16 protein-coding genes and 1 tRNA gene are annotated in these 23514 nt (G+C 62.6%); 7 read left to right on the forward strand and 10 right to left on the reverse strand.

Features of this window, described 5'->3' with window-relative positions; translation table 11 throughout:
* Positions 1 to 22: 22 nt before the first annotated feature.
* Positions 23 to 1384 (reverse strand): Ppx/GppA phosphatase family protein, encoded by a 1362-nt coding sequence (locus tag FJ950_RS13180; RefSeq protein ID WP_140617255.1) that lies wholly within the window; start codon positions 1382 to 1384, stop codon positions 23 to 25.
* A 352-nt stretch (positions 1385 to 1736) separates the two neighbouring features.
* On the opposite strand from FJ950_RS13180, the gene FJ950_RS13185 reads away from it, so the two are divergent.
* From FJ950_RS13185 to FJ950_RS13190, 3 genes are all read left to right on the forward strand, one after another.
* On the forward strand, positions 1737 to 2669 hold the full coding sequence (locus FJ950_RS13185; RefSeq protein ID WP_140617091.1) for a lysylphosphatidylglycerol synthase domain-containing protein: 933 nt from the start codon (positions 1737 to 1739) through the stop codon (positions 2667 to 2669).
* A 3-nt stretch (positions 2670 to 2672) separates the two neighbouring features.
* Positions 2673 to 2834 (forward strand): hypothetical protein, encoded by a 162-nt coding sequence (locus tag FJ950_RS29505; protein WP_181171197.1) that lies wholly within the window; start codon positions 2673 to 2675, stop codon positions 2832 to 2834.
* Positions 2835 to 2847: 13 nt separating this feature from the next.
* Positions 2848 to 2921, forward strand: a tRNA-Gln gene (locus tag FJ950_RS13190).
* Positions 2922 to 3009: 88 nt separating this feature from the next.
* On the opposite strand, the gene FJ950_RS13195 is transcribed toward FJ950_RS13190, so the two are convergent.
* Positions 3010 to 3285 carry a hypothetical protein gene (locus FJ950_RS13195; RefSeq protein ID WP_140617092.1) on the reverse strand — a complete coding sequence of 92 codons (276 nt, stop codon included), beginning with the start codon at positions 3283 to 3285 and terminating at the stop codon, positions 3010 to 3012.
* 576 nt (positions 3286 to 3861) lie between these two features.
* Between FJ950_RS13195 and FJ950_RS13205 the strand changes: the two genes are divergently transcribed.
* Positions 3862 to 4422, forward strand: a complete 561-nt coding sequence (locus FJ950_RS13205) for an EF-hand domain-containing protein (protein WP_140617093.1) — start codon at positions 3862 to 3864, stop codon at positions 4420 to 4422.
* A 365-nt stretch (positions 4423 to 4787) separates the two neighbouring features.
* Here FJ950_RS13205 and FJ950_RS13210 read toward each other — a convergent pair whose 3' ends face one another.
* The 3 genes from FJ950_RS13210 to FJ950_RS13220 all read right to left on the reverse strand — a co-directional run bounded on the left by FJ950_RS13210 (position 4788) and on the right by FJ950_RS13220 (position 6500).
* Positions 4788 to 5012: a hypothetical protein gene (locus FJ950_RS13210; RefSeq protein ID WP_140617094.1), complete on the reverse strand. Its 225-nt coding sequence runs from the start codon at positions 5010 to 5012 to the stop codon at positions 4788 to 4790.
* A gap of 519 nt (positions 5013 to 5531) precedes the next feature.
* Positions 5532 to 6008: a hypothetical protein gene (locus FJ950_RS13215; RefSeq protein WP_140617095.1), complete on the reverse strand. Its 477-nt coding sequence runs from the start codon at positions 6006 to 6008 to the stop codon at positions 5532 to 5534.
* 9 nt (positions 6009 to 6017) lie between these two features.
* Positions 6018 to 6500: a YidB family protein gene (locus FJ950_RS13220; protein ID WP_140617096.1), complete on the reverse strand. Its 483-nt coding sequence runs from the start codon at positions 6498 to 6500 to the stop codon at positions 6018 to 6020.
* A gap of 352 nt (positions 6501 to 6852) precedes the next feature.
* On the opposite strand from FJ950_RS13220, the gene FJ950_RS13225 reads away from it, so the two are divergent.
* Both FJ950_RS13225 and FJ950_RS13230 read left to right on the forward strand, forming a co-directional pair.
* Entirely contained in the window at positions 6853 to 7485 is a 633-nt protein-coding gene (locus tag FJ950_RS13225; RefSeq protein WP_140617097.1) for a hypothetical protein, read from the forward strand.
* A 134-nt stretch (positions 7486 to 7619) separates the two neighbouring features.
* Positions 7620 to 9305, forward strand: coding sequence for a hypothetical protein (locus tag FJ950_RS13230; RefSeq protein WP_140617098.1), 1686 nt, complete (start codon positions 7620 to 7622; stop codon positions 9303 to 9305).
* A gap of 30 nt (positions 9306 to 9335) precedes the next feature.
* On the opposite strand, the gene FJ950_RS13235 is transcribed toward FJ950_RS13230, so the two are convergent.
* Both FJ950_RS13235 and FJ950_RS13240 read right to left on the reverse strand, forming a co-directional pair.
* Positions 9336 to 9737, reverse strand: coding sequence for a hypothetical protein (locus FJ950_RS13235; protein WP_140617099.1), 402 nt, complete (start codon positions 9735 to 9737; stop codon positions 9336 to 9338).
* A gap of 71 nt (positions 9738 to 9808) precedes the next feature.
* On the reverse strand, positions 9809 to 10495 hold the full coding sequence (locus FJ950_RS13240) for a D-lyxose/D-mannose family sugar isomerase (RefSeq protein ID WP_015318300.1): 687 nt from the start codon (positions 10493 to 10495) through the stop codon (positions 9809 to 9811).
* Positions 10496 to 10693: 198 nt separating this feature from the next.
* On the opposite strand from FJ950_RS13240, the gene FJ950_RS13245 reads away from it, so the two are divergent.
* Positions 10694 to 11752, forward strand: a complete 1059-nt coding sequence (locus FJ950_RS13245) for a D-TA family PLP-dependent enzyme (RefSeq protein WP_140617100.1) — start codon at positions 10694 to 10696, stop codon at positions 11750 to 11752.
* Positions 11753 to 11756: 4 nt separating this feature from the next.
* Here the strand turns inward: FJ950_RS13245 and FJ950_RS13250 are convergent, their stop codons facing one another.
* The 3 genes from FJ950_RS13250 to FJ950_RS13260 form a co-directional block, all read right to left on the reverse strand.
* Positions 11757 to 12518 (reverse strand): heme ABC transporter permease, encoded by a 762-nt coding sequence (locus FJ950_RS13250; RefSeq protein WP_140617101.1) that lies wholly within the window; start codon positions 12516 to 12518, stop codon positions 11757 to 11759.
* Between the two features lie 103 nt (positions 12519 to 12621).
* Positions 12622 to 14394 (reverse strand): glucan ABC transporter ATP-binding protein/ permease, encoded by a 1773-nt coding sequence (locus FJ950_RS13255; protein WP_015318303.1) that lies wholly within the window; start codon positions 14392 to 14394, stop codon positions 12622 to 12624.
* A gap of 370 nt (positions 14395 to 14764) precedes the next feature.
* Positions 14765 to 23353 (reverse strand): glucoamylase family protein, encoded by an 8589-nt coding sequence (locus FJ950_RS13260; RefSeq protein ID WP_140617102.1) that lies wholly within the window; start codon positions 23351 to 23353, stop codon positions 14765 to 14767.
* Positions 23354 to 23514: the final 161 nt, after the last annotated feature.

The raw sequence follows: 23514 nt of genomic DNA on the forward strand, positions 1-23514 counted from the left end.
CTGATTTCTTGTTTGAGCATGATCATGATGCCCTAGCACGCCCGTCATTGCGCCAGACGCCGTCATCGGCCATCAGCTCACTCAATATTCCTTCGCGCAAGCCCCGGTCGGCGACGCGCAGCCTCTCCGAGGGCCAGACGGCGCGGATCGCTTCGAGGATAGCACAACCGGCCAGCACGAGATCGGCGCGGTCGGCGCCGATGCAGGGGTTGGCGCAGCGCTGCTGGAAGTCCCAGCCGACCAGTTTCTCCACCATGCGGTCGACGCTGTCGCGGTCCATCCATAGGCCGTCGACCCGTCGGCGGTCGTAGCGTTCGAGGTCGAGATGGACGCCGGCCAGCGTCGTCACCGTGCCCGAAGTGCCCAGCAGATGGAAATTCGGGCTGGCCTTGAGATGGCTCAACCGATCGCGGCCATCGAAAGCGGCCAGCCTGCCGGCGACGTCGTCGACCATGGCGGTGAATATCTCGCGCGTCACGGTGCGGCCGCCAAAGCGTTCCGCCAACGAGACGACACCGACCGGCAGCGACGTCCACGAGACGATGTGATTGGCCAGCCGCGGCGAACGGCGGCCGGTGAGATCGATCAGCGCGATCTCGGAAGACCCGCCGCCGATGTCGAACAGGACGACGCCCTGCGTGTCACGCTCGACCAGCGAACCGCAGCCGGAAACCGCGAGACGGGCTTCGGTCTGGCGGTCGATGATCTCGAGCTTCAGGCCGGCTTCGCGTTCGACGCGATCGAGGAACTCCACGCCGTTTTCGGCTGTTCGGCAGGCTTCGGTGGCGATCAGCCTTGCTTTCCTGATCTTGCGGCCGCGCAATTTATCGCCGCAGACCTTCAGCGCCTCGACCGCGCGGTCCATCGCCGGCTGACCGAGCCGGCCATTGGCGGTGAGCCCCTCGCCCAGCCTGACGATGCGCGAGAAGGCATCGATGACGCGAAACTGGCCATGACGCGTGGGAACGGCGACCAGCAGCCGGCAATTGTTGGTGCCGAGGTCCAGCGCGGCGAAGACGGGAAGCTCGTGCACCGGCGGCCGGCGGTGGCCTTGTTCGGGGCGAGGCAATGAAGCGGCGGGCGAGATTGTCGCCGCGGCAACAGGCTTCAAATCCACCACCGCAACATGAGCCTTGCCTTGCACCGGCGATTGATTGTCCCCTGGGCGCGCCTCGTCACGCGCAAAAACCTTGCGTCCACGCCTTCGCTTGCGCCGTTTCTTGGGCTTGCCCTTCTGGGTCGCGTCGCCAGCCTGCCCATTCACGGAGCGAGGCTCCGTCGGGCGGCGTTGCTGCCAACCGGCTGTCCCCGGGCCTGATGGCCCCAGGGAAGCGCTGGACGCGCCCACCTCCGGCGCGCCTGCGCCGGTGTCGCGGTCTTCCACTGTCGTTCCTTCCGGCGCCGCGCGAACCGGTGAAGGACGCAGCAGGCGCTTTGGCATGTTTCAAGTTGTCGCCAGACTAACAGTGCCGTGCCCGATCACCAAGAGCCGCACGCTGAATTTTGCCGACCGGGTGCGCGGGCTTGTTTTTGCCCTGGCGTAATGTACCGGCAAGGCTGGGCTAGTAGCGAAACACCGTCGCGGCGCGCGGCAAACAGGGACGGCGTCAGGCGCGACAAGTGTTCGCGGTTGAATAGCCGGCTTCAATGAGGCATCTCTGAAATGAATGGGGAATCCAGGGCGGACGGCCTCTCGACGGAAAGGAAGCGGATACGCAACGCATGGCAGTCGGGCAATGAACTGGAAACGCTATTTCTGGCCGGTCGTCGGCATCGGCGCGGTGATCTTCTCGCTGCTGCTGCTCTGGCATGAATTGCGCGGCATCTCGCTCGACGACGTCTGGGATGGGCTGGCGGCCATTCCAACTCGTGGCTGGATGCTGGCGGGCTTGAGCTCAGTCGTCGCCTATGCCGCGCTAGCCGGCTACGATCACATCGCGCTGCTGCATATTGGCAAAAAGGTGTCGTGGCTGTTCGTGACACTCTGCTCCTTCACCACCTACGCGCTGTCGCACAATATCGGCGGCTCGGTGTTCTCCGGCGCCGTCATTCGCTACCGTGCCTACGGCACAAGGGGGCTGACCGGCCAGGAAGTCGGCGTGCTGGTGGCGATCTGCTGGATAACCTTCGTGCTGTCGACGTTACTCGCCTCCGGCCTTGTGCTGGTGTTCGAGCCGCGGATCATCGACCGCTTTTCCGGCATTGCCCATCACGGCCTGTCGGAGGCGGCAGGCATTGCGATGCTGGTCCTCATCGCAGCCTATGTATTCGGCAGTTGGCTGCACCTGCGCCCGCTGAGGATCGCCGGGTTTCAGTTGCACTATCCGGCGCTGCCGATCGTCGCCAGGCAGTTGCTGATCGGCCCGATCGAGCTGCTCGCGGCCGCGGCGATCATCTTCTTCGCCCTGCCCGAGGTGCACAATCCCGGCTATTTCGTCGTGCTGGGCGTCTTCCTGGTCTCCTTCTCGGTCGCCCAGATCTCGCACGCGCCAGGCGGCCTCGGCGTGTTCGAGGTGGTGTTCCTGGCCGGGCTTTCCGAGATGGATCCGGTCGGCGTGGTGGCGGCGCTGCTGGTGTTCCGGCTGTTTTATCTCATCGTTCCGCTGTTTCTGGGCCTGGGCATCGTGCTGTTCTTCGAACGCTCGCAGTTCAGCCGCAAGGAGAGCTGAGGCTTGGAGATTCGCACGCCACGGGAAAAGCTGGTGTTCGGAACCGGTGATGAAACCTGGCAATTGAACCGCAAAGCAGACTTGACTATTTTCCACTGGCGGCTACAAGGCAGCGCTCAAGCGGCTCAGCCGCTCAGCCCGCGCGGTTTTCACTTTTTACAGTGATAGTCACGCCTGCTGGGGAATAGGTTAACGGTAGACCCACGGACTCTGACTCCGTTAGTCCTGGTTCGAATCCAGGTTCCCCAGCCACACCTCTTTGATCATTGTTTTTCAGCTGCTTAGCGAACATTAGAAATTGCTAGGTGTTACACCCCAAATGGATGTCTCACGCGGGGCATCAGCCCTTTCCCTTCATTTCGTGGTAGTCTCGATAGAGCTTCGCGACATAGTTTTCGCGGTAGCGCAACAGGTAGAGCGCGATGAGGCAGAACGCAACCACGCTCGCATAAGACAACATGCCCGTCGAATAGCACCAAAACGTTTCACATTCTCTCCAGCCGCCGAATCTTCCCTTCCACTGGCCGGCCGAGACAAGCAAAATAAGCCGCCAGCTTGCGAAGGCGAGGCACGCCAGCACCACGGCATAAGAAATGATCTTCGTTTTCTTGTTCATTCCCTACGCTGCAACAAGATTATGAATTCTCGGTTTCGTGCAGCGCCTTGGTCCGGTCGAGCATGACGGGAACGGCGAGGCAATGAAAAGCCCGCCGTGGTGAGCGCGAGCTTCTGGTCGGCGTCGAGGATCCGGCCGGTTAGGGTTCCAGCGTCACCACATCGTCGGCCGGATTACCGAAGATCCAGGTTCCCCAGCCAAACTGGATGTCCTACGGATGATTTCGCCCCGGTCGGTTCGCATGAGGCCGTTGCAGCTGCCGATTCTGCAAGTCCACGAGGTGACATTGTCGTTCGCAAGAAGCTGACGCGTGGGCGCGTGCTGCCATTCTTCGAGAGCCTGCCACGCTGCTTGGTCGGGATCGAAGCCTGCAGCTCATCGCATCGTTGGGCGAGAATTGACTGCACGTGGCCATGACGTGCGGCTGCTGTCGGCACAGTATGTTGAAGCCCATCCTCCATGGTCGTGTAACTTCATCGTGACCCGATCTCCAGGGAGGAACAATCGGAATGAACTCCAAGTTGGGGGCCAGCCAATCAGCTTGAGGCAGACCACGACCAACCAATGGAGCATGTCATGAGATTTCCACGCTGCACGACCACCGCGGCCGCCGCTTTGATGTTCGCGGCCTTCCCTGCGCTCGCCCAGACGAACGGAACACCTGCACCAACCCCGGCGACCCAACAGCCCGGAGCTGGGCAACTGCCGGATGTGAACGGACAGGCGGGTGGGCCGACGCATGAAATGATTCGCCAGATGATTGAGGAAGCCGTCCAGGAGAGAATGCAACAGGATCGGAGCTCTAACGAAGGTAACAATCGGCAAGAGGAGGGTGACAACCGTCAAGAGGAAGCTTCCCGTCATCGAGACGGTTGGCAGCGGCACCGCAATGGCGGTCCAGCCGGTGAGCATGGAATGGTCGGAAATCATGGTCCTCGCATGATGCACGGCACCGGGATGCGACTTGTACTGGCGCTTCTGGACACGGATGGTGACGGATCGCTGTCCGAGAACGAGGTCCAGGAGGCTGTCGGCCGGATCTTCTCTGCAATCGACCAGAACGGTGACGGGAAGATCGACATGGATGAAATCCAGTCCTTCTCGCATGGCTCTGGCGGTCGTGAAGAAATGCCGTGATTGGCTAGTGTCTTAGCTTGAAATCCGGCTAGTCAAAAAGCGACTCGGAGTTTGGCGAACACCACAGGCGCCATGAGGCGCTTTGGGGAGAGGCAACACGGCCGTCGGCGCGTTCTCCCCCGAGCCGCTGCCGGTTCCCGATCGCCCATCCAGTGACCTGAGGTCAAGTTGATCGGGGCATCCGGCCAGATGTCCTCACATGGATCCGTTCAAGGCGGTCATCCGTAAAGCAGTCTGATCGAGCGAGGCCGGGCCAGCCGTTAGGACTCGCAGACACAGTCGGGCCAGTCTGTCACCGACAAGCCGCCCCTCAAGAACTGCAGTCCGACTTTACCAGCAGCGCGCCGTGTTTCGCCCAAAGTTGCTCACATTGTTTCGCCCTCAAGTTTGGCGCTCCCGCAACTCCATGAAAGATTATCGCAGAACGAACGTCGTAGCCCAATACCGACGCGTTGGCCAAAAAGTGAACTGCCTCCAAGACGGCGAAGTTCAAGGGCGGCTTCTTTCTTGTTCGCTGCGTCGAATACACCGAGGACCTGCACTTCATCATCGCGTGAGGCCAATACGGCGGCCATGGCCTCGTCACTCATCACCCCCACGACTGTTCACGCGGTTGCTGCTGAAGAAACCCACCGCTACCCAGTACGCTGATGCTCGATGCATGCCGGCAACGGTTTCTTCTTTCATCGTCGCTGGCTCTTGCCGAGAGCCAAATAGCGGCGGCCTTTGTCAGACCAATGAGGCACTCACCTGCAAACTCGGCCGGTTCGTCGCTCGTGGTGTCGAATACCGCCCATGTGTCGCACGGTTCCAGAACGGGTAAGAATTTCATATTAGTCTCCGCTAATTTTTCTCCCAACATTAGCGGAACCACTTTGTTCCTGGAGCTTCGATGCCGTGCTCAAGCGTACCCGTCTCGACGGATGCCGGCAGCGAAGGGCCTCGCCGGCGAGCGGTCGCGTCCAGGGCCGTGACTCTCAAGCGTGGACAACCAGGAGGCGTAGAACCGTTGACGTCGCTTTGATCGGACTGGCCTCTGGAGATCGATGCGATGCCCTACCAGCAGGACATGCAAGCAGCGCCATCCAGCCGGGTCGTATACAGCTTGGTTAACAACCATCGGCCCTTAGCGATTTTACCATGCGAACGACAATGGGATCGTAGGGGAGCTTTTCGTCACGACTATAGGTGGCCGTAAACAATGCCGCGCGGCCGTCGCATACTTTGACGGCCCGGACATACAGTATCTGACCGTCCTTCAGCCCAGAATAGCTGGCCCATTGCGGCGTCACCCGCTTATAGGTCAACCTCCAGCCGTCGTGCTCATTCACTGCCATGCGATGCTCTATCTCGGTGCGAAAACTCGCCTTGCCGAGTTGCGCCCCCCATACTGCGAGAAACGCTTTGTTTTTGCCCTCGAAGGCTGCCCCTTGGTCGGAGCGCTGGGTTAGTACAAACCCCGGGGGAACATCGAACACGAAGCCGAGATGTTTGATCCCGAAGCCCTGCCATCCCTGAGCACCGAGCAGCGACGTGGGCACCATGGTGACAAGTAAACTCAGCAGAATATGGGGACCATATCTCATAGCCTGTTCCTATTGCTTCGGCGTCCCGCTCCCGGTCCGTGGCACGTCGTCTAGTAGGGTCGGCTCGACCGAGTCGTTCGTTCGGTGATCTGCTGGCAGCTTGCCGTTTGGGGTCATCTGGTTAACGGCGTCCGGCAGATCCCTGGTGATCCTCGCAATGAGCTCCTCGCGCGAGAGGCCAGTCTGCGTTGAAAGTGCCTCCAGCGTCTGCGCGTCAATAGCCTTTTCCACCTCATGAGGCTCGATCGGCTCGTTCGGCTCGGTGCCAACCCAGGAGTCCACCTTCGGGCCAGCACCTGCATTTTTAAAACGGTCGAGAATATCGCCAAGCGCGGTGCCGGCAACGCCCCTGGACACCTGGTCCAGTATCCCCCCTTGCGGATTGTTTGCATCGCGCTCTCCCGCTCCACGGATCATCTCTGCGATCGTGTCGCGGTTTTGATAAGCCAAGACCCCCAGCATAGCGATCGCAAGTCTTCCAAGATTGGCCACTCGTTCCTCCTGTGGTCTCGAGCTTGGAGAAGCTCTCGGCCTGCCAAAAGTTCCGCATTGGCCACCAAACCTTAGGTGGATACCTCCGGACGTGCACATGAGGTGGGCAAACGCGCCAGGAAGTCGATGCCTCACAAACCCGAATCTAGTATCCTACTTTGTCCATAAGCACCGCAATTCAGGCTGAGGCGCGACCCAGAAAGTTCGAAAAGCTTCCAGGAACCCCAGCCAAGCATTTTTCAATGAAAATGGTCACTTAGCGAAAATCGGAACCGGAACACTTTTCTGGTGCATAAATCCGGCACATCGCGGTCGCTACGCTTCGCGAACGAATCCTGCATAAGGCCGCCTGATGGTCACTGACACCGAGTTCATCGTCGAAAGCATCAGCCAAGGCTGCGTGATGCTTGCCGATGGCGAGTTCTTTATCGACAGGCTGGTGAAGTATGTCGGCAATGGGAGGATCCGCTGGCATGTCGAATTCCGTGGACATCGCATCGAGCTGACGACCGGCCAGCTCAAGAAGCAGCCTACCTTCCGACGGAAGATGCTCGAACAGGCCGGCGTGCTGCCGCCCCAGCGTCCCGGGGCCAACTACAGGCGATGGGCTCTCGATCTGAGGAGGAACGCCATCGAGCTTCCCTGGCGGGAGAGACCGGTCGATGCCGGTTTCGCCATAGACAGGCTTGTCGGTCATGAGGGCGACCGCTGGACGGTTGAATACCAAGGCAAGGCTATCAAGTTCACGACGACCAAACTGCGCAGGCAAACCAGCTTCCGCAAGAGGATGCTGCTCAAGGCCAAGGTGCTGCCGCCCCAGATGGACCCGGTTGCCTATCGGAAGTGGGTGGACTGGCTGATTCAAAACGCCACCGAGGCCGCCCCGCGGGCCGGCGATGCCGTGATGACCGAGAAAAGTTGGCTTGACGACCTGCCGGAGTTAGGCGGCTGGCAAGACGAAGCGGCGCCCGAAGCAACCGACTAGGACGGCGCGCTGCCGCTCTTCACATTCACCCCAAAACCATGGGGTTTGCCACGGCTACGAATTTCGGAACACATTGATCGCGAAGAATCTGGCCAGGGCTTGGCTCGTGGCGAACCAGACTTGAATGAGACCCCATGGATCGCTTCAATCTCGGCGCCTACCGCCGCCCGATCTCCACCCGCTCCACCGAGACCCAGCGCTGGTTCGATATCGGTCTTAACTGGTGCTACGGCTTCAACCATGAGGAAGGCATCAAGTGCTTTGAGATGGCGCTGGAGACCGATCCGGACTGCCCGATGGTTCATTGGGGCATCACCTATGCAGCCGGGCCTTTCTACAATCTGACCTGGAAAGAGCATGGCGAGGCCGAGGCAAACAGCGCGACGAAGCGTTGCTTCGAGCATGTCCAGCTCGCGCGCGCCAGTGCGACTGCAGCCAGCGAGGTCGAAAGACAATTGATCGAGGCGTTGGCCTGCCGCTTCCGGAAACCGCACTGGGTGACGCCACAGGAATTCGAGCAATGGGACGACGCCCATGCCGCCGCGATGCGGCGGGTCTATCAGAATTTTCCCGACGATCATGATGTGATGGCGCTTCTCGTCGAGGCGCTGATGATGCGCACCGTGCGGCGCCTGTGGAATCTCAAGACCGGTGAACCGGCGCCGAATTCCGACGCCGTCGAGGCGCTGGAGGTTTGCGAGCGATCGATCCGGCTCGCTGACGAGGCCGGCATCGCCCAGCATCCGGCGATCGTCCATCTGCACATCCATCTGCTGGAAATGTCCACCATCCCGGAACGCGGCATGCGCTCGGCCGATCTGCTCGGCGAGATGTGCCCCGATGCCGGGCACATGAACCACATGCCGGGGCATATCTATGTGCTGTGCGGCGAGTATGAGAAGGCGAAGCTCGCCAGCGAAAAGGCGGTTCGGGCCAACGACCTTTATCTCGCCTACGCCAATGAGCCGACCTATTATCTGCTCGGCTGCTGCCACGATCTGCACCTGATGATGTTCACCTGCATGTTGTCGGGCCAGTACCAGGCGGCGCTGTGGGCCGCCGACAAGGTGCGCAGCTTGGTGACGCGTGACGTGGTCGCCATCCAGGATCGGCCCAAACTCACCCGGACCGTGGAAGGTTATCATGCGATGAAATCGCACGTGCTGGTGCGCTTCGGTCGCTGGCGGGAAATCATCGACGAGCCGGCAACCGAAGAGCCCGGCCTCTATGTGCTGACGGCGGCCATGCAGCATTACGCCAAGGGCGTGGCGCATGCGACGCTGAGGCAATTCACCGACGCCGAGCGCGAGCGTGAACGCTTCCACCAGCATCTCGAAGGCATTCCAGCCGAGCGGCGTTTTCTCAGCAACCCGGCCCGCGCCTCGCTCGCCGTCGGTGCCGCCTTGCTCGACGGCGAGCTTGCCTACCATCAGGGCCGGCACGAGCAGGCCTATGGCCATCTCAGGCAAGCGGTCGAGCTGGACGACAATCTGTCCTACACCGAGCCCTGGGCATGGATGCACCCGCCGCGCCATGCGCTGGCGGCGCTGCTTCTCGACCAGGGCCACGCGCAAGAGGCCGAGCAGGTCTATCGCGACGATCTCGGCCTGAGCGGCAATGTGCAGCGCTGCGCCCAGCACCCGGACAATGTCTGGGCGCTGCACGGGCTGGTGGAATGTTTGGGGCGGCGCGGCGAGAGCCAAGAGCTGCCTGTACTGCAGGCTAAACTCGCCACGGCGCTGGCCAAGGCCGATGTGCCGATCAGCTCATCGTGCCTGTGCCGGACGGGCGTGCAATCGGCACTCAGCTGTTGTCATTGATGCCCATCGCGCCCTTCCCGGGCAGTTCAATCATGGAATGCTGAAGGGCACTGATTCAGCAACCGTTCCATCAATGGCCAAATCAACCCGATAGGTGCCCTCCGGCCATCCCGCCGTTGGTTTGGTGAGTTGTGAATCAGCCTGATTGTTGGCTCCTACGTCGAGGTCGACCTTGTCGATCGTATAGTTTTCCGGCGCGGCGCCGTGGGAATCAACCGAAACCCAGGAGAATGTGATTTTCGAGGTTGGCGCGATATCCACAAGGTCAGCCGAGACGTAGATCACCGGTGTCTCGACAGGGAAGTTGCTCTGAGGCGTTCCCCCGTCCTTCGTCGCGGAAAGGACGATATTGGTGAAGCCCGCCGCTTGGACCGGCATACCGAAACTGAGCGCCGCCAAGGCGGCAATGGCTAGAACCAGAGCTGATTTCAAGACTTATTTCTCCTCGGGCTTGGGTGCTGGCCCCGCAAATCGGGGTCAAAGCGGGTTGAGGACGGATGCCGTCAGCCCAGCCATTTGTCATAGTCGGCCACCAATAGATGCAACGGCGGTGTGTCTTCCTCGATATCGGCGAAACGGCCGATCGGCTCGCGGAAGACGTTGTCCGTGCGATCGTCATTGACGGTCGACACCTCGCCGATCAGGACATCCTTGCCCTCGGCCCAGAAGGCGTGCCAGACGCCGGGCAAGAGCGTGACGCTTTGGCCCGGATCGAGCTTCAGCAGTCCGCCCGCCGGCAGCCTGTGGATGGTTCCGTCGACCGGCACCGATACCTCGGCCTTGGGGTCGATGCCGCCGTCGCGGTCATGCATGAACAATTCCAGCACCAGCTTGCCGCCGCCGCGGTTGATGATGTCCTCGGCCTTGATGTTGTGCCGGTGCATCGGCGACATCTGCTCCTTGCGCGAAATCATGATCTTCTCGGCATAGAGCATGCCCATGCCCTTCTTCATGTCCTCGTAGCGGCCGTTGCGAACGGTGAACAGGAACAGGCCGAGATCGTCGAACTTGCCCTGGCCGTAGTCGGTGATGTCCCAGCCGAGCCGCGAGGTGAAGATGGCCGAGGAATCGACCTGGCGCGCCTTCATCTCTTCCGGCGACCAGTAGGCGAAGGGCGGCATGATATAGCCGAACGAGCGGATGAAAGCGTCGGCTTCGCGGATGATGTCGTTGATGGCGGAGCGTTTCATGATGATGACCCTCGTGTCGATTTTTCCGACAATCGCATAGCCGAACGCCGGTGCGGTGTCGATCCACCTTGCCTGTTCGAGCCCTGTCTGTTCGAGCCTTGCGCGTGCCAGTCATGGCCAACAGATCGCGGCCCGCTGGCCGCGTGACATCGCGTGCTTTGAGGCTCATAACCCTTGCGAATTGCACAGGGATAGCCGATGCCGACCATCCATGACCTCGATACGCCTTCGATCCTGATCGACGTCGCACGCGCCGAAGCCAACATTGCTCGTGCACAGGCTCATGCCGACAAGAGCGGACTGAAGCTCAGGCCGCACATCAAGACGCACAAGCTGCCTTATTGGGCGAAGAAGCAAATGGCGGCAGGTGCCGTCGGCATCACGTGCCAGAAGATCGGCGAGGCCGAGGTAATGGCCGACGCCGGGCTGACCGATATCTTTCTTCCCTACAACATCCTGGGACGCGCCAAGCTCGAGCGGCTGAAGGCGCTGCATGGCCGCGTGACCCTGTCGGTGACGGCCGACAGCATGGACACGCTGGAAGGGCTCGCGGCAGCTTTCACCGATGCCGGCCATCCTCTGCCCGTGCTGGTCGAATGCGATACCGGCATGGGTCGCTGCGGCGTGCAGACAGCCAATGAAGCGGTAGCGCTGGCAAGGGTGATCGACAAGGCAGGTGGCCTCACCTTCGGCGGACTGATGACCTATCCGGCCGCCGGCCGCGCGGCTGAAGCGGAAGCCTGGCTCGCCACCGCCAAGCAGGCGCTGGCTGCTTCGGGGCTTGCCTGCGAGCGCATCTCGAGCGGCGGCACGCCTGATATGTGGCGCTCCGGCGATGCATCCGTCGTCACGGAGTATCGCCCGGGAACCTACATCTATCTCGATCGCTACCAGGTCGCCAAAGGCGTCGGCACCTTGGACGATTGCGCGCTGACGGTGCTCGCAACCGTGGTCAGCCATCCGACAGCGACGCGCGCCATTCTCGATAGCGGCAGCAAGGCCCTGTCCAGCGATACGCTAGGGCTAAAGGATTTTGGAGAGTTGATGGGCGTCCCCGGAGCACTGGTGACGGGCCTGAGCGAGGAGCACGGCACGGTCACGCTTTCCGGCGACGGCAGGCTGCGCATTGGCGAACGCGTGCGCGTGGTGCCGGACCACTGCTGCGTCGTCACCAACCTGTTCAACGAGGTCAATCTGATAGACGGCGAGAAGGTTCTCGAAACGCTGCCAGTGGCGGCTCGCGGGCTGATGACATGAGGTTTTAGACCGGACGCTCCGCCTGCCGCGCCGCCACCCGCCGCATGGCTATCACCCGGCGGCGGCGGATTTCGGTGCGCATTGCCATCAGGTGCAGCGCGAAGAACAGCACGGTAAAGCCGAAAGCCATCACCAGCAGAGGCCAGAGCAGGCTCGGGTCGATGGTAGGGCCGCCGAGCCGGAACACCGAGGCAGGCTGGTGCAGCGTGTTCCACCAGTCGACCGAGAATTTGATGATCGGGATATTGATGAAGCCAACCAGCGTGATGATAGCGGCGGCCCAGGCGGCGCGGCTGGCATCATCCAGCGCACGGGTCAGCGCAATGATGCCGAGATACATCAGGAACAGCACGAAGACGGAAGTCAGGCGGGCGTCCCAGACCCACCAGGTGCCCCACATCGGCTTGCCCCAGATCGAACCGGTGATCAGCGCCAGCGCGGTGAACACCGCTCCAATGGGTGCGGCCGATTTCAGCGCGACATCGGCCAGCGGATGGCGCCAGACCAGCGTGCCAAGCGCGGAGACCGCCATCAGCGTGTAGCACATCATGGCGAGCCAGGCGAAAGGCACGTGGATGTACATGATGCGAACGGTGATACCCTGCTGGAAATCCTCGGGCGCGGTGAAGCTCATATAGAGGCCAATCGCGAGGGTGAGCGCGGCGAGCGCCGCCAGCCACGGCACAAGCTTGTCCGCAAGCCCGACGAACCGCGTTGGATTGGCGAGATCGGTCAAGCCGCCCAAGCGTGAGGTGGTGTCACTCATACGACTTTACATAGACCGCCGGCGCCTTCAGGGCAATCGAGCGGCGGTGTCGCAGGTCCGGTCTTGCCTCCTCCCGTTCGGGAGAAGGCGGAACCGTAACGGCTCAGGCGGCCTCGCCCTGCACCGACCGGCTGAGGCGCCGGACTTCCTCGTCGTTGAGCAGGCCGCCGGCGCGCAGCAGGCTGGCGAAGCGGCCGTTGCGCAGCGACAGTTCGGCAAAGCCACCCATCTCGACCACCCTGCCCTTGTCCATGAACACGACCAGATCGGCGTCGCGGACGGTGGTCAGGCGGTGGGCGATGATGAAAGTGGTGCGGTCGCGGCGCAATTCGTCGATCGCTTCCTTGACGCGGTCCTCGGTCTCGACGTCGAGTGCGCTGGTCGCCTCGTCGAGCACCAGGATCGGGGCATCCTTCAGCACGGCACGGGCAATGGCGATGCGCTGGCGCTCGCCGCCCGAGAGCTGGCCGCCACGTTCGCCGACCACCGTGTCGTAGCCATTGCTCTTGGCTAGGATGAAATCCTGCGCCGCGGCCGCGGTGGCGGCGGCATGGATCTCGTCGTTGGTCGCATCGGCGCGGCCGACGCGGATGTTGTCCTCGATCGAGCGGTTCAAAAGCCCGGCGTCCTGGAACACGGTGGCGATCGAATGGCGCAGCGACTTGCGGGTCACCGTGCGGGTATCGATGCCGTCGATCAGGATACGGCCACTGGACGGCGAGAAGACGCGCTGCAGCAAGTTGATGAGCGTGGTCTTGCCCGCACCCGTCGGTCCGACGATCGCGACGGTCTGGCCGGCCTGCACCTCGAAGGACACGTCGCTGACGCCCTGCCCCGAATTGGCGAACTCGAAGCTGACATCCTCGAAACGGACATGGCCGGTGACGTTGGCAAGGTCGCGCAGACCATCCGGCTCGGCGGTATCGGCGGCCGAGTCCTCGAGCTTGTAGAAATCCTCGAGCTTGGCGCGAGCTTCCGAAATCTGGTTCGCGAAAGCCGACATCTGGTCGAGCCGTGAGATCAGCAGCGTGGCGAAGCCGGTGAAGGCGATGACGTCACCGATGCGCAGCTGGCCATGAGTGACCAGGTAAGCGCCGATCAGAAGCACCACCATCATCGAGATCGTCGACGACAGCCGATTGAGCGCATTGGCGATAGCCCACCAGTCGAGCACCGGGTTCTGCGCGTCGAGCAGGTTCTTGACGTAGCCACGCAGCGCCTCGGCCTCGTAGCCGAGACGATTGTAGCTCTGCAGCACGGCGACGTTGCTCACCGAGTCCGTCACATGCGCGAACACCTTGTGATAGTGACGCTCGACCGCGGCTTGGCCTTCCTTGGTGCGCTTCATCACCAGGCGGCCGATGCCGACGTAGAGCACGCCGAGCACGAGCAGAACCATCGACATGCGCACATCCATGCTGAGCGCCGTCGGAACCAGCAGAACGAGCGCGACAGCGGTCGACAAGTGCTGGCGCATGAATTCAAGCCAGAGACTGAACAGAGTCTCGACGGCGCGCAGCAGCGTGTGGAGGGCATTCGAGGTGCCACGCTGATGATGCCAGGCGAGCGGCATGGTGATGACGCGCTCGAACGACTGACAGAGCACTTCGCTGCGCCGGGCGTGCGCGAACCGGTCGGCGCCGCGCGCCACCAGGACGAAAGCCATGACATTGAAGGCGCCGAGGCCGGCCCACACTGCGAGCGTGGAGAAAACCGAACCGTGCGCGGAAATCGCGTCGATGACCCGGCCGAACATGATCGGCTCGAGGATCGCGATGGCTGCAAGAGCGACGTTGGCCGAACAGATCAGCGCGACGCGCTTCTTGTCGGCAGCCAGATACCCCAGCGCTCTCCAATAGATCTGCAGAAGTGACACTTCAGCTACTCCGCCAACGTTCTATTGTGCCCAATACCAATATTGTGCACCGCACCTTTCCTGACACGTAACGGTTGATGCGTCGCAAAACAATGCCCGTCTATCTCTTCCGTTCCCATTTAGCGAACAAAAGATGACGACGATACGAAATCTGGCGTGATCACCTAACAGTTTGAGATAAAAGGTGAAATGTCAGCCTTGCGGCAAAATCATGGCAGTGGTCGAGCTGTGCCACATTTTTAATCACGGCAGGCCGGCATGACTTCGCCCGGGCGGCTGGCCAACGTCGTCGGCACCCCGCGCGCAAGTAAACAATGCACGGCGTCGCGCGTCCCGGAGGACGCGCGATCTAATCACTAAATGGCTGATTTCATGCCGGTATCTTGACCACGACCTCGGTCTGGTCACCAGCTTTGGGTGCGAAGGACGTCGATTTTGTCTTCGAACCATTGACTTCGAGCGAGATCGTCTTGGCCTTTTTGTCGCGAATGACCTGGACCTTGATCTCGGCGCCCAGCATCTTGAGTGAAGCCTGGTAGCCATCCCAGTGGCTGGGCAGCTTCGGCCGGAATGTGATCTGCTTGCCGCGCCGTTCGATGCCCAGGATGCCTTCGACCGCCGCCCGGTAAAGCCAGCCCGCCGAGCCGGTGTACCAGGTCCAGCCGCCGCGACCTCCCTTGTCATCGCCGGCGTAGATATCGGCCGCCACCACGTAGGGCTCGACGCGGTAGTGCTCGGCCGAGGCCTCGTCGAACGCGTGGTTGACCGGATTTAGCATCGAGAAGCAGCGATAAGCTTCATCGGTCTGCCCCATCTCGGCCAGCGCAATGACGAACCACGTCGCCGCGTGGGTATACTGGCCGCCATTCTCGCGCACGCCAGGCGGATAGCTCTTGATGTAGCCGGGGTCCTTCTGTGTCTTCGAGAAGGGTGGCGTGAACAGTTTGACGATCTTGAGACGGTCGTCGACGAGCAGCTTCGTCGCCTGCTGCATGGCCGTGGTCGACCGCGCCGGGTCGCCCTCGCCCGACAGCACGCTCCAGGACTGGGCGATGGAGTCGATCTTGCACTCCTGCGATGTACGCGAGCCCAAAGGCGTACCGTCATCGAAACTGCCGCGCCGGTACCATTCGCCGTCCCATGCCGTGCTTTCGAGTGCCCGCTTCAGCGCGTCGGCATGCTTTGCCCAGGCCTGTGCGCGCTTGGTGTCGCCCTCGGTCTTGGCGACCGCGGCGAAGTCGCCCAGCGTCTTCAACAGGAACCAACCCAGCCACACGCTCTCGCCCTTGCCGTGTTCGCCGACACGGTTCATGCCGTCGTTCCAGTCGCCGCCAAGGATCAGCGGCAGGCCGGCTGGACTGCTGCGCTTGATGGCAAGGTCGAGCGCACGCGCGCAGTGGTCGTAGAGCGACACTGTCTTCTTCGAGATTTCCGGGGTGAAGAAGGCGTCGTGCTCGCCTTCACCCAGCGCCTGTCCATCGAGGAAAGGCAGTTGCTCCTTCAGGATGGCGGCGTCGCCGGTCACCATGAGATAGCGGGACGTGGCGTGGGCGAGCCACACCACGTCGTCGGAGATCAGGGTACGCACGCCGGCGCCGGTCCGCGGCAGCCACCAATGCTGCACGTCGCCCTCCGGGAACTGCCGCCGCGCGGCGTTGAGGATCTGGTCGCGCGCCAGCGTCGGGTCGTGCGCCAGCAAGGCGAGCGTGTCCTGCAACTGGTCGCGGAAGCCGAAGGCGCCGCTTGCCTGGTAGAAGGCCGAGCGGGCGCGGATGCGGCAGGCAAGGCTCTGATAGGGCAGCCAGTGATTGACCATGGCATCGAGTGCCTTGTCCGGCGTCTCGACCTGGATGGTGTCGAGGAAGGCGCGCCATTCGCGCTCATTGTCGGCCAGGCGCTGGTCGAAGTCCTTGCCCCGGTGCGTCTGCACTAACGCGCTCGCCTGCGCCGCGGAATCGGCATCGCCGAGCAGCCAGATAAGTGTGACGTCGGCGCCGGCCGGAATCTCGACGTCGCGAGCGATCGCCGCGCAAGGATCATCTCCGGCCTCGACGCGACCCGACAGGGCCGAACCGCTCAGCACCGCCTGTGGCAGCTCGCTGGACCCGTGCCGGCCGAGGAATTCGGCCCGGTCTGACGTCACCGAGTGGACGCCGGTGTCGGCGGCGAGGAAGGCCACCCGCTCGCTGAAATCGAGCCCGTAGGGATTTTGCGCCAGCAACGCGCCGGTGGCTCCGTCGCGGGACGGCACTATGGTTGCCGCGGTGCGCGACCGATGCCCGCCAAGCACCCATTCGGCGTAAGCATAGACGCGCAGCCGAGCCGGTACCGGGCCGGAATTCTGGATGCGCAGCCGCGTGATCTTCACCGGATCGATGGGATCGACGACATGGGTCAGGTCCATCGACAACGGTCCGCGCTTCGAGCGGAAGGTCGAGAAGCCCTGGCCATGCCAGGCCTCGTAGGTCATCGAGGGATCGCGCACCACCGCTGCGAGCGGAGAGAACGCCTTGCCGCTGGCCTGGTCGTAAATATAGATGCCCTCGCCCGGCCGGTTGGACACCGGGTCGTTCGACCATGGCGTCAGCTGGTAATCGCGGCTGTTGCGGCTCCAGGTGAAGGCCGCTCCCTCGGCCGAGGTGTGGAAGCCGAACGAGGCGTTGGAGACGACGTTGATCCAGGGTTGCGGCGTCGTTCGCCGGCCGGCCAGGCGCACCACATAGTGCCGCCCGTCGCCGTCGAAGCCGCCGAAACCATTCCACAGGCTAAGGCCGGAGCCATCGGCGCTGACGTCGGTCACAGCCTGCGAGGCAAATGCATGCATCTGCGGTGCGAGCGCCGCGATTTCGCGCGAGCCCGGCAATCCTGCCGGCTGCAGGCCATCGCGCGCCTGCAGCGCGGCCGCCTCGGCCCGTTCGATCTGGTCGAAGATGGTGCCGTTACGTGTATGCAGCACAACCCGGGCGACGGCGAGCAGCGTCTTGTAGGTGGTTTCCTCCATCAGGTCGCGGCGCACCGCGAAAATGTGCTGGCGGGGTCCGAGTTCCTTGCCGCGCAAGCGGCTGTTTTCGCACAGCGTCTCGACCGCGCGCTGCAGATCCTGGACATAGGACGAAGCCTGCTCGTTGACGACGACGAAGTCGATCATCATGCCGCGGGTGCGCATGTATTCCTGGAAGCGCAACGCCTGGGCTACGATCTCGAGATCGGCAACGTCGCCGATCCTGACCAGGAAGATCGGGTAATCGCCCGAAATACTGGTCGGCCACAGGCTCGACTGCTTGCCCAACCCGGAAGCGATGGACTCGGCCGGCAACCGCAGGAACGGGTCGGGATAGATCAGATAGCGCGCCAGCTTCTGCACATTGGCCGCGTCGGTCAGACTGAGGCCCATATGGCGGGTCTGCACCTGGCTACGCGTCCAGGCAAGCATCGCCTGCCGGGCAAAGCTCTCCTGATGGTCGAGCCGGCTTATCGCCTCCTCCAGCTCGGCACGGTTTGCCCCGACGACGGTCCAGAAGGTCAGCGATACTTTCTTGTTGGCGGGTACGCGCACCTGACGACGCAGTGAGGCGATGGGATCGAGCGTGAAGCCGGAATGGCCGCCAAGCCTGGCGCCTGGATCGAAGGCGGCGGCATCGACGATGGTGCGGCCACGGCCGATGAAGGCGCGCCTGTCGGTCTCGGCCTCGGCATCACGCGCCGGTCCCGACGGATCGGTGACGAAATGCACCAGCGTCACATCCGGTTCGCTGGTTTCACGCTTGCGGCGCGTGGCGAAGATCGCGCCGTTGTTGGCGGCGATTTCCGTTTCCACGAACATTTTCGAGAAGGCCGGATGCGCGTTGTCGGAAGCTTCCGAACCCAGGACCAGTTCTGCAAAGGACGTCACCTCGATGTGACGGTCGGATGTGCTCTCATTGTAGAGCGTGATGCGACGGCCTTCGCCATTGCCCTCGGAGATGACGATGCACTCCACTTCGGAGCGCAGCGTGCCGACCAGCTTCACGAAGCTCGCCTTGTCATCGGAAAACAGGGCCTGCGTCTTTTCCTCGGCCGCGCGCCTGGGTTCCGAAGTCGCGGACCACCAGTCGCCAGTGGCGGCATCGCGCAGGAAGATGTAGGAGCCAAGCCGATCCTCGACCGGATCGGGCTGCCAGCGGGTGACGGAAAGATCGCCCCAGCGGCTGTAGCCGGAGCCGGTCGCGGTCACCATCACCGAATAGCGGCCATTCGACATCACATTGGTCGAACGCAACGCCCGCGCGGGATCGAGCACGATGCGGGTGTCAGGGCTCTCGGTCTCGGTCTCGTCCTTGGAGCGCTCGTCGGCCTCGGTGCGGACGGTCGCGGTCGGAATGTCGCGTGGCGCCCTCTCCTGCAGCAGCAGTTCGGCCGATTCAATGACCGGATCGCTGTGGAAGCGATCGCGCAGGCGACCTTCGAAGATGGCGTCGGCGACGGCGGCGATCGACATGCCCGAATGGTGGGCATAGTAGTTCAGCACGACCGCGTGGTTGGTGCCTTCCGGTACGCGCTGCGGCGTGAAGTCGACCGCATCGTAATAGCCATGACGGCCAAGCGCGCCGATCTCGCGCAGCCGGGTCAGATTCTGCACCGCCTCGCGCGGGTTGAACTGCGCCGCCATGATGGTCGCGTAAGGCGCAATCACCGTGTTCTGGCCAAGGCCACGCTTCAGCCCAAGCCCCGGCACGCCGAAATTGGTGTACTGATAGGTCAGTTCCCGGTCGCGGGCGTTGTAGGCCGCTTCCGAAATGCCCCACGGCACATTCTTCTGGCGGCCATACTGCATCTGGCGCTTGATGATCAGCTTGCTCGTCTGGTTGAGGATCGAGCCTTGCGGCTCCTTCATCACCAGCGGCGGCATCAGATATTCGAACATCGAGCCGGACCACGACATCAGCGCACCCTGGAAGCCGATCTCGACGATCGGGCGGCCAAGCCTGAACCAATGTTCGGTCGGCAGATCGCCCTTGGCGATGGCGAACAGGCTGGTCAACCGCGCCTCGGAGGCGAGAAGGTCGTAGCAGCTTTCGTCGAGCTGATGTTCCTCGACCCGGTAGCCGATCGACAAAAGCTTGCGCTCCGGCCGCATCAGGAAGGCGAACTCCATCTCGAAGGCGAAACGACGGGTGCGCTCGCGCAAGGTGAGCAGCTTGGCACGCAGAGCCTCGACGGCGTTCTCGTCACTGTGGGCGTCGTGGACGTGCGCCTCGCAGGTGGTTTCGAGCCTTGCCGTCCAGTCTACGATGACGTCGCTCTGCGGCGATGCGGCTTCGGTGTGAATGGCGGTGGCGAGCTTGCGGATTTCGCCGGCCAGGACCGCCAGGTTGATGGTGCGGATGGAGGCCATTTCCGGCTGTGCCTTGATCGTCTCCACCGCGCGCCGCATGCCGTCGAGGCGATCGACAAGGCGTTGGCGCAACGGGCGCAACTGGCGGCGGTCGTCGGGCAGTTCATCGAGGCTTTCGCTCAGGATGGTCACCGTATCGAGGATGCCTTCGAAATCGCCCTGCAGGTGGACGGAAGGGGCTTCCGCCCATTCGGCGCAGGCAGCCGCCACCGCCACCAGGTGGCCGGCGAGATTGCCGCTGTCGACAGCCGAGATGTAGAGCGGATAGAGCGGCTTCAGCGTCGTGGTGTCGTACCAGTTGAAGAGATGGCCACGATGACGCGGCATGCTCTCGATGGTGGTCATGGTGGCGTCGATGCGGGTGATGGCATCGGACAGGCTGATCCAGCCGAAATCGCGTGCCGAGACGACCGAGAGCAAGTAGACGCCGATATTGGTCGGCGAGGTGCGCGGCGCCACGACTGGCGCGGGGCTCTCCTGGAAATTGTCCGGCGGCAGATTGTGATGCTCCGCCGTCACGAAGCTCTCGAAATAATGCCAGGTACGGCGCGCCACGGTGCGCAGCGTGTGGATGTCGGCTTGCGATATGCGCAGCCGATCCTCGGTTTCTGCGGAGCGGCTGATCCAGCTGGCGATCGCCGGCGAGCCGATCCAGAACAAGGCAAAGAAGAAGGCGACGAAGGCACCGGTGGAATCTGCCAGCACCGGAATGGCGAGACCGACAAAGCCGATGATCACGGCGCCATACATCATGCCGTAATAGGAGCCGACATCGTTGTCGCCGGCCTTGTGCGCCTGCGAGGCGGTGCGCCATTCCAGGAGGTTCTGCCGGCTGACGAACAGCCGGTAGAGCGTGCGCACGATGGCATCGCCCATCATCCAGGCGTTATGTGCCATCAGCACGATCTTCAGCGCCACCATGGCGGTGCCGAAGGCGACGTCGCGCGCCAGCGCCGAGAAATGGCCGCGCGGCGTCTGGTCGCCGCTCTTGGGCAGGATGGCGTTGACGACGTCGAAGGTCGGCGCCATGAACAGGCTCAGGATCAGCAAGGCCTGCCACTGCGCGGCCTGCGTGAAGGGCAGCAAGGTCCAGCCGGCGATCGCCGCCATCACCCAGAAGATCGGCGTCAGCGAGCGGCGCAGATTGTCGACCATCTTCCAGCGCGACAGGGCCGGAACGCCGGAGCGCGGGTTGAAGATGTACCCCAAAAGCTGCCAGTCGCCGCGCGCCCAGCGATGGTGGCGCGAGGCATCGACCGAGTAGCGGGTCGGGTAATCCTCGACCAGTTCGACGTCGGTGACCAGCGCGGCGCGCGCCAACGCGCCTTCGAGCAGATCGTGGCTGAGAATGGTGTTTTCCTCGATGCGGCCCTGCAAAGCGGCCTCGAAGGCATCGACATGATAGAGACCCTTGCCGGTGAAGGACCCGTCGCTGAAGACGTCCTGATAGAGGTCCGAAACAGCGAAGACATAAGGATCAAGGCCGCGATTGGCCGAGAACACGCGCTGGAAGAACGAAGCTTCGTCGCCGCTGGTGAGCGAAGCGGTGATGCGCGGCTGCAGGATGGTATAGCCGGCGGTGACGACGCGCCTGGTGGCGTCGAAATGCGGACGGTTGAGCGGATGGCAAAGCTTGCCGACAAGGCTCGATACCGCATCGCGGGTGGTGCGGGTATCGGCGTCGAGCGTCATCACATGGACGACTTTTTCCGGCAGCGGCACTTCGAGCGGCAGGAAGGTGGTATCGCTGTCGCCGCGCAGCAACAGATCGAGTTCGTGCAGTTTGCCGCGCTTGCGCTCCCAACCCATCCAGGACCCTTGAGCGGCATTGTAGAGTCGGCGGCGGTGCAGGATGTAGAAGCGCGGCGCGCCTTCGGAGGGATAGCGCGCATTGAGGCGGGCGATTTCGGCACGGGCGAAGTCTAAGATCTCGGTATCGGCCGCATCGATCTCGATCTTGCTGTCGGGCCAATCCGAAAGCAGCGCGAAATGGATCTCGTCCGCCAGATTGGCAAGGTAATGCACTTCGATGTTGCGGATGTTTTCCTCGACATCGTCACGCGAGCCGATCAGCGACGGCACGACCACCAGGGTGCGCGCCTCGGGCGGCACGCCGTGCCTGTAGTCATAGCCGATCAGGCGTGTCGGCTTGAGGAAGAGCGAGACCACGGTGTTGAAGAAAGCGAGCGCGCCTTCGCTGGCCGGCACGGCAAACAGGGCCAGCATCAGCACGATGGACGGAACCGACAGGCCGAGATTGGAAAGGGCGTTGCCCGATAGGACGAGCAGCAGGACGGTCAGGGCGAAGACGGGCAGGACGATGCCAAGCCATCCGGTCTTGGCGAAGGTCCGCTTGACGATCTGGCTGATCGTGGGCCGATAACCGATCGTCTTTTCGAGTTCCAGCCGACGCGGGCCAACGAGATAGAAACCGACATCGGTGTGAACGGATGCAGCCTGGGCATCAACCCCCTCACCGCTCTCCGGGACGGTTTCGCTGACAGCATGGCCGGCCAGTTCGATGGCTTTTTCGGCGACACGGTACTCCGACAGGTTCGAGCGGCGTGCCAGTTCCTCGATCGCGGTGCGGTATTGATCGCGCGAGAAGAAGTCGAGCGCGGCGAAATCCGTGCGCTCGCGCAGCACGGTATCGATGCGACTGACGCCCTCGAACCACACCGTCCAGTCGACGTCGTTGATGAGGCGCAGGCCGCGAACGATGTTGCCGGTGGTCACATTGCCGCTGGACAGCGTCTGGTGCTCGGAAATGATGATTTCCTCGGCATCCGAGCCGGTCTTTTCGAGTTCGCCTTCCAGCCACTCCAGCGCCTTGCCGGCATTCTGCGATCCGTCACGCAGGCGATAGAGCAGCTGAGTGGCGAAGGTGGTGTCCTGTGCATGCGCGCTGAAATTGGCAAGGATCGCCTGCCGGTCCGGATTGTCGTCGGTCGCCAGCACCTTGTCGGCCACGTCGTTGGCGATCTGGCGCATCTGGCGGGTGCGGTTGACCCTGACCGCCAGGCGGCGGAGGTTTTCGATGAGCACGAAGCGCAAAAGGGACGGCAGTGCCCAGAGTTCGCCGATTTTCAGCGGCTCGACCGACTGAAAACCCTGGACGATGGACTTGAACATGGTCGCCGAGACGGAACTGTCGGAATGCGCGACATAGGTCCAGGCCAGAGCCAATGCGCGCGGCACGGTGCCGCCGTCGGGCAGTTTCAGCGTTGGCAATTGCCGGTAGAAGCGGCGCGGCAGGTCGCGTTTGACCTGGAAAATGGTTTCCTCGATCAGATAGTTGTTGTCGAGCAGCCACTGCGCGGCCGGCGTGATGGTTTCGCCCCTCCCCTGCGCGGCATTGGTCGACCGGTAGACTTCGAGGATCTTCTTGGCGCTGTCACGGATGCGGGCCTGGAAGTCGAACGGGATCAAGCCGAACAGATCCGTCAGATCGCCCTTGGCCAGGCTCTCGCCGAGCAGCCGGAGCCGTTCCTCCGGCAGGAATACCGATCGTATCGGCTCTTCCGTGACGGCCGGGAAGCTCGCGCTTGTCTTCTCGATCTGGGCTGGGTTCGTCTGAATATTCATTGAAAATTCCGTAAGCGGGCACTCAGCGGCGTCACCGCCACGGCAATGGCCCTAAAACCGGTTCAAATGCAATCGGCTGCATCAACCCCTATGCCGAAAGTTTGTTTCCGCACCACGACGGAGCGTCATCTTTCGACCAACTCAAAGACGAGCGCCCCTCG

The sequence above is a fragment of the Mesorhizobium sp. B2-3-14 genome, assembly GCF_006442175.1.
Lineage (GTDB): Bacteria > Pseudomonadota > Alphaproteobacteria > Rhizobiales > Rhizobiaceae > Mesorhizobium > Mesorhizobium australicum.